Raw genomic sequence first — 11427 nt, 5'->3', positions numbered from 1 at the left:
GCGCTACGACTTGGAGCCGAGCGTCTTGATGGCGTCGTCGGTCGAGGCGTCGGTCTGGCGCATCAATGCTGCCGTGTTCTCGAAGGCGCGCTGGACCATGATCAGGCGCGTCATCTCCAGTACAGGATTGACGTTGGATTCCTCGACAAAGCCTTGCGCGACACCGAGATCGGAGCGGTCGGTGACCGGCTCCGGCGCGCGTGAGGGGACGATGCCCGAATTGCCGTAGCGCACGAAATTCGGGCCGGGGTCGAAATTGAACAGGCCGATGGCCCCGACGAGCTTGTCGCCCTGGCGCAGCGAGCCGTCGGCGCCCGCCTTGGGTGGGCCGTCGCGCGGGTCGAGCTGGATCGGCGCACCGCCGGCGTCGAGCACCGGATGGCCTTCGAGCGACATCAACTCGCCGTTCTCGTTCATCGAAAAACGTCCGTCGCGCGTCATCACGGTGCCGGCCGGAGTGTCGATGCCGAACCAGGCATCGCCCTGGACGGCGAAGTCGAACGGATTGCCGGTCTGCGTCATCGCACCGTGCGCGCCGGACAAATAGGTCTTGCCGGAGGAGGCGAAGGATACGGAGTTGGGACCGCTGCCGGAGACGATGTCCTCGAACTTCACACCTGTGGCGCGAAAGCCGATGGTCGAGGCGTTGGCGACATTGTCGGCGATGGTGTCGAGACGGCGCTCGAGCGCGATCTGCGAGGAAAGGGCGACGTAAAGACTGTCCTGCATGGTGCTCTCAGAATTTCAGTTTCTGCATGGCCATCATCAGATCGGTCGAGATGCCGACGGTGGTCGGTTGGGCAAACAGCACTCCGATCGATGTCTGGGCGGTCGAAGTCGGATGATTGATTTCCCAGAGGCTGGTGAAGCGGGTCAGGAATTTGTCGAGCTTGGCCGGGTCGGTGAAGTCGGTGAGGTCGAGCTTTGCCTCGAAGGCCTGCGCCTGCTTGTCGATGTCGGCGGTGGCGAAGGAATCGGGCAGGCCGATCGCGGTGCGTACCACGCTTGCCAGTGCGGTGTCGGCCAGCACGTCGTACCAGTTGGTGATCGTAGGCGCCTTACGCTCGAAATAGAGCGCCAGCCGCACACCCTCATTGGTCTTGCCGGCATCCTCTTCCAGCGTCTGGCGCATGTATTTGTCGACGACCGGCTGCTGCGACGGGCTGCGGGTCGTTGCGGCTTCGCCGTAAGCCTCGAAGTTCAGCGAGGTGGCGAGCCTTGCATAGGCCTTGTTGGAGAGCTTGTTAGCGATGCTGGCGGGATCGCGCACGCCGCCCTCCAGGACATCGCGGACAAGATCCTTGTTGGTGGTTGCCGGATCGAGCCCGCTGGCCGACAGCGCATAATTGTAGAGGCGGCTGTCGGCCATCAGGTCGTCGATCGACTTCACCTTGGTGATGTTGGCAAGGTAGTAGCTGGTCTCGGCCTGGACGGCGTCCGCATTCGGCTTGATGAGGCCAAGACTGGACTCGGTCGTGTAGAGCTTCGGCGTGGTCTTCAGCACCGCGTCGCGCGTGGTCGTCTGATCGCCATACTGGGCAAAATCAAAGGCGCTGACGAAGTTGGCGTAGCTCTTGTCGGTCAACAGGTTGGCGGGGCTCAACGGATCGGTGACGCCGCCATTGACCATCGTGCGGATCTGCCTGGCAGTCTGGGTCGATGCATCCAGCCCATAGGCAGCCATGGCGAAGGTCAGCAGGCGCTTGTCCTTCAAGAGGTCTTCGATCGACTTCACCTTGGAGATGTTGGCCGCGTAGTAGTCGGCCTCGCCCTTGATGTATTGCGCGGTCGGCTTGACCAGCACCAGCCCGGTTCCCGCCATAACGGCTTTGGGAACCGCCTGCTGGACGGCCTCGCGTGCTGTCGCCTGGTCGCCATACTGGGCGAAGTCGAAGGCGGCGACGAAAGCTGCGTAGCCCTTGTTGGTCGATGTGTTCGCGGGGCTGTTCGGGTCGGTGACGCCGCCTTCCAGCATCGCCCGGACGGTCGCAGGCGCCTCGGCGTCGGCATCGAGGCCGAAAGCGGCCATCGCATAGGTGAGCAGACGATCGTCGCCCATCAAATCGTCGATCGATTTAACGTTGGAGATGTTGGAGAGATAGTATGAGGTCTCGCCCTTGTAGTAGCTGAAGCCGTTCTGCGCGACGCCGGCCGAGACTTGCACGCTATAATTGTTGGTCACACCCTGCTGCGCCGGATTGTAGCTCGTGGCGTTCTCGCCCAGCGCCGCGAAATTGAAGGCCGAGACGAACTCGGCGTAGCGCTTGTCGGTCAATTTGTTGGCGAAGCTGTCAGAGTCGGAGACACCTTCCTTCAGGGCTTTGACCATGAAGGCCTTGGCGTAGGCCATGTCGCCAAGACCGAATGCCTTCATGGCATAGGTGAACAGCCGGGTGTTCTTGACGAAGTCGTCGATCGATTTCACGCTGCCGATGTTGGCGAGATAGTAGTCTGTGTCGCGCTTGGTGATCGGGTCCGCCTCGATGCGGTCGATCGCCTTGGGAATATCCCTGGCGATGAGCTGGTAGCTGGTAAAAGTGCTCAACACGACATGCCTCCGGTCGCAGCTTCAGACTCAGAGTATGCGGACTTGCTTGCGCGAGGCTGAATCGGTTCGCCCTGCGTGATTCAAGCCTCACACAAGGCACGGGGGCTATCGGTTAGGTCTGACGTGATGTGGAAGGATCTGGCGTGGGCATTCTGATCGGACTTGTGGTGACGCTCGGCTGTGTTCTCGGCGGCTTCATGGCCATGGGCGGCCATCTCCATGTGCTGATGCAGCCCTGGGAAGCGGTGGTCATCTGCGGCGCCGCACTTGGCACCTTCCTGGTCGCCAACCCGATGAAGACGGTCAAGGACACCGGCAAGGGCATTCTCGAAGCCTTCAAGCAGGCGGTGCCGAAGGAGCGCGACTATCTGGAGACGCTGGGCGTCCTGCACAGCCTGATGCGCGAACTGCGCTCGAAATCCCGCAGCGAGGTCGAGGCGCATATCGACAACCCCGAGGAATCGGCGATCTTCCAGGCGTTCCCGACCGTGCTCAAGAATCACGATCTGACGCATTTCATTTGCGACTATTGCCGCATCATCATCATCGGCAATGCGCGCTCGCATGAGATCGAGGCGCTGATGGACGAGGAAATCCAGACCATCAAGTCCGACAAGATGAAGGCCTATCATGCGCTGGTGGCGGTGGGCGACGGTCTGCCGGCGCTCGGCATCGTCGCCGCCGTGCTCGGCGTGGTCAAGGCGATGGGCGCGCTCGACCAGTCGCCGGAAATCCTCGGCGGCCTGATCGGCGCCGCCCTTGTCGGAACCTTTCTCGGCATCTTCCTGTCCTACGCCGTGGTCGGGCCGGTCGCCACCAAGATCAAGACGGTGCGGGAGAAGAAGAACCGCCTCTACATCATCGTCAAGCAGACGCTGCTCGCCTACATGAACGGTGCCTTGCCGCAGGTGGCGATCGAGTTCGGCCGCAAGACCATCTCGTCTTATGAGCGGCCGACGATCGACGCCGTCGAGCAGAGCACAATGAACACAGCCTCCGCCGAGAAGAAAGCGGCCTGAGCCATGCATGACGACAGACAGGACTGCACGCCGTCATGACAAGTCCTGGCAGCCCCTCGCAAGCCCGCTCGCTGATCATCGAGCGTCTGGTCGGTGACAGCGGCGAAGCCGCTCATGTCATCGGCACCGGGCGCTCGATGGGTGAGCGCGCGGTGCCGCTTTTGCAGAAGAGCCTGGCCGGCGAGCTCGGCGCTCCGGTGACCGTCGACCTGCGCGCGGTCGAGATCAGCCGTGTTCCCGATGCCCGCACGCATGCCGGCGATGCCTTCGCCATGACCATCATAGCATCGCCGACATCCTCGGATGCGATGACCCTGGTGGCTGATGCGCCGGCCATCGCGGTGATGGTCTGCGCGCTGTTTGGCGGTGATCCGGATCAGCCGGTTTCGCCGATCGAGCGCGCTCTGTCGCAGATCGAAGCCGATGTGGCGACCACGGTGTTCCAGGAGGTTGCGCAGGCGCTGAACGGATCGGGCCGCCGCTCGCTCGAACTGCGACTGCCGGTGCCGCGGGCGCTTTCGGGCAGCGAGGCCAAGCGCCGCGTGCTGCGCGATGGCGCTGCGGTGCGCATCGTCTTCGGCATCTCGACGCCAACCGACAGCGGCACGGTCACGGTGATGATCCCGCAGCGCATTTTGCTGGCGACCCGCGGTATCGCCGATGTCCATGACAGTGAAGGCACGACCTCCGACTGGCGGGCACGCTTTTCGGAGGAGGTGATGCGCTCGACGGTGACACTCGAAGCGACCATGCCGCTCGCTCGCCTGACGCTCGGCGACCTCGCCGGCTTCGAGCCGGGCCAGGTCATCGAATTCGAGGAAACGGCGCAGTCGCACGCAAAGCTGAGCGCGCGCGACAAAACGCTGTTTGTGTGCGAGTTCGGCAAACTCGGGCAGAATTACACCGTCCGGATCAGGCATCCTCACGATGCCGGTCAGGATTTTATCGATGGGCTCATGCCGGGCTGACGCCGGGCAAACCCAAGCATTTGGAGACGACGTATGGCCAAGACCAAGGTGGAAGCCAATATCGACCAGCCGGACGAACAGCTCGACCGCGCCATCGAGGAATTGCGCGGCGTCCTCCAGGAGGAGGAAAAGCGCCCCGACGCGGCCTTGCGGGCCGCGATGTCCGGCAGCAATTCGAACATCATCATGAGCATCCCGGTCGATGTGCAGATCATCCTCGGCAGCACGGAAATGCCGGTATCGGACCTGATGGCGCTGCAGAAGGGCTCGACGGTGGCGCTGAACCGGCGCATCGGCGAACCCGTCGATGTGGTGGTCAACGGCCGCAAGATCGCTCGTGGCGAGATCACCGTGCTGGAAAGCGATCCGTCGCGCTTCGGCATCAGGCTGACCGAAATCATCGCCGCCAGCAAGAGCGCATAGAGTATTTGTTTTTACGCAATTCCGGACGGAAAACCGCACACACTTTTCCTGGAATTGCTTCAAAGGAATAGACACATGCGGTCTCAGCAGCGATCGGAGCTTATGCCATGACGACGCCGGTGACGCTCACGCGTCCGCAAAAGGCCGCCGCCATCCTGGTGGCGATGGGCAAGCCATCGGCCAGCCGGCTTTTAAAGTTCTTCAAGCAGGAAGAGCTGAAGGCGCTGATCGAAGGGGCGCGTCTGTTGCGCACCATTCCGCAGAGCGATCTCGAACGCATCGTCGCCGAATTCGAGGCCGAATTCACCGAAGGCGCCGGCCTGCTCGATTCCGCCGACCGGATGGACACCATCCTCAATGAATCGCTGTCGCCCGAAGAGATGAGCGCCATCATGGGCGACAAGCGCTTCGAGGTCGCGCCGGAAGGACCGCCGCCGATCTGGCCGGAGCTGGAAAAGCTCGAACCGACGCGGCTCGGTACATTCCTTGCCGCCGAACATCCGCAGACCGCGGCGATGGTGCTGTCGAAGCTTGCGCCGCAGGCTGCCGCCAACATCCTGCTGACCATGGAAAAGCCGATGCGCAGCGAGATCATCAAGCGCATGGTGACGATGGCGACCATTCCCGACGCGGCCACCAGGATCATCGAGAACCAGCTGCGCGCCAGCGTGCTGGCGCAGACCGCGACCAAGGACATCTCGGCGGGACAGGCGCGCGTTGCCAGTGTGCTCAACGAAATGGACAAGCCGCAGCTGGAAGAGGTCATGCAGGATCTGGAAGAGGCCGGCACGCCGGACCTCGGCGGCGTCCGCTCCAGGCTGTTTGCCTTCGACGATCTGCCGCTGCTGACGCAGAAGGCGAGGGTGCTTCTGTTCGACGGGCTGTCGACCGAACTGATCACGCTGGCGCTGCGCGGCGCGCCGCCCGCATTGACGGAGTCGGTGCTGTCGGCAATCGGCGCCCGGTCGCGGCGCATGATCGAGTCGGAACTCGGACAGGGCTCGGAAGGCATCCAGCTTGCCGACATCATGGCGGCGCGCAAGAACATTGCAGTGGCGACAATCCGGCTTTCGCGCGAGGGGGCTTTCGAACTCCCCTCGTCGCAGCAGAGCGAAGCGGCTTAACGCTCGATCTCTTTTTTCACGCAATTCCGGACGGAAAACCGCTCACACTTTTCCTGGAATTGCTCAAGGCGGCTGACACCAAATGGCTGAAGCGGCGGACAAAGACTCCAAAACCGAAGACGCGACGGAAAAGAAGATCCGCGACACCATCGAACAGGGCAAGCTGCCGCATTCGCGGGAAGCCGCACTGCTGGCGTCCTTCATCGCCATATTAGTGTTCACCGTCTTCTACGCCAAGGACGCCGTCGTTGATCTCGGCATGTTCCTGTCCATGTTCCTGGAAAAGCCAGAGGCGTGGCCGATGGACACCGAGACCGACGTCATCGCGCTCTACAAGACCGTGATGATGGAGATCGGCCGTGCCGTTGTCAGCCTGCTGGTGCTGCTGGTGGTGGCCGGCATCGGCGCCTCGGTGCTGCAGAACATGCCGCAATTCGTCGGCGAGCGGATCCGGCCGCAACTGTCGCGCATCTCGATAGCCAAGGGCTGGACCAGGACGTTCGGTATTCAGGGCTGGGTCGAATTTTTGAAATCGCTGGGCAAGCTCGGCTTCGCCAGCATCGTGCTCTACTTCACGCTATCGCAGGACTACCGCCAGCTCCTGGCCGGCATGATCACCAACCCCGTCGCTTTCGGCCTCGTCATCAAAAGCATCACCGTCGACATCTTGGTGGCGATCGTCTTCGTCATGGGGCTGATTGCAGCCGTCGACGTCGTTTGGTCGCGCTTCCACTGGAAGCAGGATCTGCGCATGACCAAGCAGGAGGTCAAGGACGAGTTCAAGCAGTCCGAGGGCGACCCGATCATCAAGTCGCGGCTGCGCTCGCTGGCGCGCGACCGGGCGCGCAAGCGGATGATGACGGCGGTGCCGCGCGCGACGCTGATCATCGCCAATCCGACGCACTTCTCCATCGCGCTCAAATATGTCCGCGACGAGGATTCAGCACCGCTGGTGCTGGCCAAGGGCCAGGACCTGGTGGCGCTCAAGATTCGCGAGATCGCCAAGGAGCACAATATCCCGATCTTCGAGGACGTGGCGCTCGCCCGCTCCATGTACAAGCAAGTTTCGGTTGATAGCGTGATCCCGTCGCAATTCTACCAGGCCGTCGCCGAACTGGTGCGGATCGTCTACTCGAAAAAGGCTGAGCGGAGACAAATTTCATGAACCGCCAACCGCACGCGAAATCCCGCGAACTCATCGTCGCCAAGGCTATCGAGCAGGTGGTGGACGAGTTGCGCCTGATCGATGTCGCCGACTACATCGCCTTCATCCGGCTCGAGCATTTCGCTTGCCTGTCGGATCTCGTGGATTCGGCGGTGGAGCTTTATTTCCTGCCCGGTACGCTGCGGCTCGGCCATGGCGGCGAAGCGCATGTCGACTGGAGCGGCAGCCCGCGCATCGTGCTCGATCTCGAGCTCAGGCCGCCGGGTGTGACCGTCTATTTCCAGCTGACGCTGAGCGAGGAGAGGTCTTCGGTTGCCGTCAACTATGTGTCGTTCGAGAAACCCGGCGAGGATCCCGAGCACAACACGGCCTTGCTGGAGACGGTGATCGAAGAGGCACGCATCCGCCAGACCGAGCCGCTCGCCTATCGCTGATTTTGTCCGTTATCCCAATCGTCTGAGCACGCCAGCCTGAAGGCAGGCCTTGATCACTCGATCAGCCCCAGCCGTAGCGCCTTGGCCACTGCCTGGTTGCGGTTGACCGCATTGAGCTTCTGCGTCGACTGGGTGAGATACTGGTTGGCGGTGTGAACCGACAGCTTCAGCAGCCTGGCGATCTCTTCGCTGGTGTTGCCGTTGGCGGTCAGCTTGAGGCATTCCAGCTCGCGCTTGGAGATCGACCGCATCCGGCTGGCATCGTTGGGACGAATGCGGGCAACGGCGGCGAACAGCGAAAAGCAGCGGGCGTGGATTTCGTAGAGCGTGTCCTCCGGCAGAGCGATCGTCGAGCCGAGGAACACCACCAGCCCGCAATGGCCGCGATCGGCATGGACGGGAAAGGCAATGCCGTTGGTGCCCGGCGCCAGGGGGGCTGCGCGCTCTGCCCAGGCGAGATTCTGGAACACGGCGTCCGAGCCGGCGATGCCGTCATCGGCCCACCAGCGCGGTGCCGTGGAAGTGCCGCTGTGGCGCACCATCTCCTCGCCATTGGCGCCGGCGATGAACTTGGTCGCGACAGCGGTGGCCGGATAGTCGGAATCGAAACTCGGCACCAGGCGCGCCCGCTCCGGCGAAGGGCTGACGAAGTAGAGGCCGAAGGCTGACGCGTTGATGTCGACGGCGATCCAGCGGCAGCGGCGCACCGCGTCGGGGATGGTGACGGCATGATGCGTTTCGGAACCGATGGAGAAGGCGCCGAACGGATTGCGCTGCTCGTTGAAAAGGGCTTCGGCAGCCGCCTTGATATCAGCGTGTTTCAAATGATGCCGCTCCTGATCGCCGTGGCGATGGCCATCGCGCGGTTCGAGGCCGCGAATTTCTGGATGGCGTGAGTGATGTAGCTGTTGACGGTGTTCGAGGAGACCCCGAGGATCACCGCGACCTCGTCGGTGGTCTTCCCTTCCGACACCCAGAACAGGCATTCGCGCTCGCGGTCGGACAGCGGATCCTGCATGGCGGCGGCGGCGACCAATTGCGGAATGGTGGACAGCGCATAGCAGCACTTCAGCTGCGCCTTCATCAGCGCCGGCTGGTCGATCTTGCCGGCCTCGGCCGCCGAGAACAAGGCAAACAGCCGCTGGCGGCCGACATTGAGCCGCAGCGAATAGACTTCCGCATGGCCAAGCACGTCGAGCAGGCGCGCCTCTTCGCCGGTGAGCAGCCCGCCGGCGTCGGGCGCTTCGGCGGCCACCAACGGCTTCGGGCGGATGCCCGGTGCTACGGTCAGCGGCCCCTGGGCAAGGCCGGCGATCAGCCGCTTGCCGATGAGTTCGATGGCGTCGAAAATCCAGTTTGAGGAGACGATGCGGGCGTCGTTGCGGTCCTGGTCGTGGACGATGGCGACGAGCATATAGCTGTCGGCGCCGATCTCGGCGGCAAGCTGCATGAAAAAGGAGGTGAGATCGCCGCGGGACGCGAGGCGCGAGCCTAATGTGTCGGATTGCAGAAGCGCGGCGGGACTGCTCATTGGATGCTTTGGTTGTAGGTCATGGCCGGAATCTTTTCTTGAGCCCGGATGCTGGGGTCACCAGCGGCCGAACTTGAAGACGCATCACGTTTACGAAGCACTCACGCGGGCGCGGCGGTCGCGCCGATCGCCGAATCCATCAGGGAACGCGAAGCCGTCCGCGTCTGGTGCCGGTCAGAGGCCGGAACTTGAGACTTTGGGTGGTCGCCGCGCCCCCCAAGGACCGGCTGATTCGGGTCTAATCTACCCGCAGATGAATCCGACATCAAACGCGATTTGACAAAAACGTTTTTTTTGGACTCAGGCGACTCAGAGGCGGACTCCGAGGCGCTTTTCCGCCTCAAGCGAACCGAAACGCCGACACGAAAAAGCCTGAGGGTGTTGCGACACTGCCGTATCGAGGGCGGATCGATTCCGATAGGTTTCTCGGCGGCTGACTGGGCTGGGCATCCCTTTGGTCGTAGACGGCGGATTTGGCGGCGCTTGCTTCGCGGCCATCAGCATCGGGGGTAATCATGAAGCAGGTTTTCCTGGCGTTCACGGTGGTGCTTGCGGTTTTTGCCGATGCGGCAGCGCCAGCCAAGGCCGAGCCGATCGTCACCTATGCGCTCGACAACGGGGCTGCAGGTGGTGCTGGTGCCGGACCATCGTGCGCCGAAGGTGGTGATGAACCTGCGCTATGGCGTCGGGTCGATCGTGGTGGCGGGCGATCCTGATGTGGTGATGCCGCAGCTTGCCGCGATCGGCCTTAGAGATGTGCAGGTTGTCAAACGTGAGGAGACGGAAGAGCAGACGGCGATGCGGGCGCTTGATCTTCTCGGCAACAAGCGGCAGGCGTCACTGTCGGCTTCTCCGTGGCGGGTCGGCGATGGCGGCACGACACGGGCGGTGCACTCCTGCGCCGGCGACAGGGATTGCGGCGCGCAGATCCACGCCGATTGATGGGTTAAACGCGCGGCCGCCGGCCGCGTTGAAATCTTGGGGTAACTTTGTTTCGGGGGAAACGATGAGCGATTCATTTAGGGAAGTCACATCCGTCTCGTGGTTCGGGCGGATCAAGCGTGCGGTCGGCGGGGTCATCTTCGGCCTCATCCTGATCGTGCTGATGGTGATCGGGCTGTTCTGGAACGAGGGCCGCGCCGTGCAAACGGCGCGCTCGCTGGCCGAAGGGTCGGGCGCGGTGGTCTCGGTCGGCGCCGACAGCGTCGATGCTGCCAATGAAGGCAAGCTGGTCCATGTCAGCGGCCCAGTGACAGCGGACAGCGGCCTGGCGGATCCGGATTTCGGCATTGCGGCGCAAGGGCTGCGGCTGTCGCGCAGCGTCGAGATGTATCAGTGGAAGGAAGAGTCCAAGTCGGAGACGACGAAGAAGCTCGGCGGCGACGAAGAGACGGTGACGACCTACAGTTATTCGAAAGTGTGGGACGACAGTCAGATCGACTCGTCGGACTTCAAGAAGCCGGACGGCCATCAGAATCCGTCAATGGCGATCCACGGCCGCAGTTTCCAGATCCCGCAGGGCAAGCTTGTCGCCTTCGATCTGGATACGCCGGTGCTGGATCGCATCGAGGGCGACAAGGACTATTCGCTATCTGCCGATCAGTCGGCGGCGATAAAGGCTGCCTATACCGGCACGAAACCGCTCAGCATCGTCGACGGCAAGATCTATCTGGGCGCGGACAACACAACGCCCGCCTTGGGCGACTATCGCATCGGCTACGAGCTGGCGCCGCTTGGCGTGGTCAGCATCGTCGCGCGCCAGGCCGGCAGCCGTTTCGAACCCTACCAGACGCAAGCGGGCGATGCGCTGCTGATGGTCGATACCGGCAACGTGCCGGCCGAGAAGATGTTTGCCGACGCTGTCAGCGCCAACACGCTGATCACCTGGCTGCTGCGCGGCGCCGGCCTGCTTTTGCTGACCATCGGCTTTGCGCTGTTCCTCAGCCCGATCGGGGTGATCCTCGACGTCATTCCCTTCCTCGGCAGCATGGCGCGGATGGGCACCGGCATCATCGCCTTCGTCCTGGCGATCTTGGTCGGGACGACGACGATCGCCATTGCGTGGTTCTGGTACCGGCCGCTGCTGGCGGTGGGGATCCTGGCGGCAGGCGTGATCGCAGCGGTGATTGTCTACAGGATCGGCCGGTTGCGAAAGCCGGCCGTTCCAGTGGTCGCGCCGACCGCCGGCGCAGCCGTCTAGGTGGGAGCTATGGGG

13 protein-coding genes are annotated in these 11427 nt (G+C 62.8%); 8 read left to right on the top strand and 5 right to left on the bottom strand.

Features of this window, described 5'->3' with window-relative positions; genetic code table 11:
- Positions 1–3: 3 nt before the first annotated feature.
- Both flgF and AC1DXM_RS10800 read right to left on the bottom strand, forming a co-directional pair.
- Positions 4–729: a flagellar basal-body rod protein FlgF gene (flgF, locus tag AC1DXM_RS10805; protein ID WP_477233029.1), complete on the bottom strand. Its 726-nt coding sequence runs from the start codon at positions 727–729 to the stop codon at positions 4–6.
- A gap of 7 nt (positions 730–736) precedes the next feature.
- Entirely contained in the window at positions 737–2548 is a 1812-nt protein-coding gene (locus tag AC1DXM_RS10800) for a DUF1217 domain-containing protein (RefSeq protein WP_477233028.1), read from the bottom strand.
- Between the two features lie 143 nt (positions 2549–2691).
- On the opposite strand from AC1DXM_RS10800, the gene motA reads away from it, so the two are divergent.
- From motA to AC1DXM_RS10770, 6 genes are all read left to right on the top strand, one after another.
- The gene (gene motA, locus AC1DXM_RS10795; RefSeq protein ID WP_112559342.1) at positions 2692–3567 is read left to right on the top strand and encodes a flagellar motor stator protein MotA; all 876 of its coding nucleotides are present in this window, start codon (positions 2692–2694) and stop codon (positions 3565–3567) included.
- A 35-nt stretch (positions 3568–3602) separates the two neighbouring features.
- A complete protein-coding gene (locus AC1DXM_RS10790) occupies positions 3603–4535 on the top strand; it encodes a FliM/FliN family flagellar motor switch protein (protein ID WP_477233027.1) in 933 nt (310 codons plus the stop codon).
- Between the two features lie 33 nt (positions 4536–4568).
- On the top strand, positions 4569–4958 hold the full coding sequence (gene fliN / locus AC1DXM_RS10785; protein WP_192254410.1) for a flagellar motor switch protein FliN: 390 nt from the start codon (positions 4569–4571) through the stop codon (positions 4956–4958).
- A gap of 107 nt (positions 4959–5065) precedes the next feature.
- On the top strand, positions 5066–6082 hold the full coding sequence (locus AC1DXM_RS10780; RefSeq protein ID WP_192254408.1) for a flagellar motor switch protein FliG: 1017 nt from the start codon (positions 5066–5068) through the stop codon (positions 6080–6082).
- 82 nt (positions 6083–6164) lie between these two features.
- Positions 6165–7247, top strand: a complete 1083-nt coding sequence (flhB, locus tag AC1DXM_RS10775; protein ID WP_477233026.1) for a flagellar biosynthesis protein FlhB — start codon at positions 6165–6167, stop codon at positions 7245–7247.
- Complete coding sequence (locus AC1DXM_RS10770) at positions 7244–7681, top strand: hypothetical protein (RefSeq protein ID WP_477233025.1); 438 nt, start codon at positions 7244–7246, stop codon at positions 7679–7681. Before flhB ends, AC1DXM_RS10770 begins: the two co-directional genes overlap by 4 nt.
- Before the next feature lie 53 nt (positions 7682–7734).
- Here the strand turns inward: AC1DXM_RS10770 and AC1DXM_RS10765 are convergent, their stop codons facing one another.
- From AC1DXM_RS10765 to AC1DXM_RS10755, 3 genes are all read right to left on the bottom strand, one after another.
- Positions 7735–8505: a helix-turn-helix transcriptional regulator gene (locus AC1DXM_RS10765; protein WP_477233024.1), complete on the bottom strand. Its 771-nt coding sequence runs from the start codon at positions 8503–8505 to the stop codon at positions 7735–7737.
- The gene (locus tag AC1DXM_RS10760; protein WP_477233023.1) at positions 8502–9212 is read right to left on the bottom strand and encodes a helix-turn-helix transcriptional regulator; all 711 of its coding nucleotides are present in this window, start codon (positions 9210–9212) and stop codon (positions 8502–8504) included. The genes AC1DXM_RS10765 and AC1DXM_RS10760 overlap by 4 nt, the downstream gene beginning before the upstream one ends.
- A gap of 340 nt (positions 9213–9552) precedes the next feature.
- Positions 9553–9813: a hypothetical protein gene (locus AC1DXM_RS10755; protein ID WP_477233022.1), complete on the bottom strand. Its 261-nt coding sequence runs from the start codon at positions 9811–9813 to the stop codon at positions 9553–9555.
- Positions 9814–9815: 2 nt separating this feature from the next.
- Between AC1DXM_RS10755 and AC1DXM_RS10750 the strand changes: the two genes are divergently transcribed.
- Positions 9816–10154: a hypothetical protein gene (locus tag AC1DXM_RS10750; RefSeq protein ID WP_477233021.1), complete on the top strand. Its 339-nt coding sequence runs from the start codon at positions 9816–9818 to the stop codon at positions 10152–10154.
- Positions 10155–10218: 64 nt separating this feature from the next.
- Positions 10219–11412, top strand: coding sequence for a TMEM43 family protein (locus AC1DXM_RS10745; RefSeq protein ID WP_477233020.1), 1194 nt, complete (start codon positions 10219–10221; stop codon positions 11410–11412).
- The last annotated feature ends 15 nt before the right edge of the window (positions 11413–11427 follow it).

This window comes from Mesorhizobium sp. P3_A2 (genome assembly GCF_056403115.1).
Note: the sequence above shows the minus strand (reverse complement) of the source record. Positions and strands in the feature narration are given on the sequence as shown.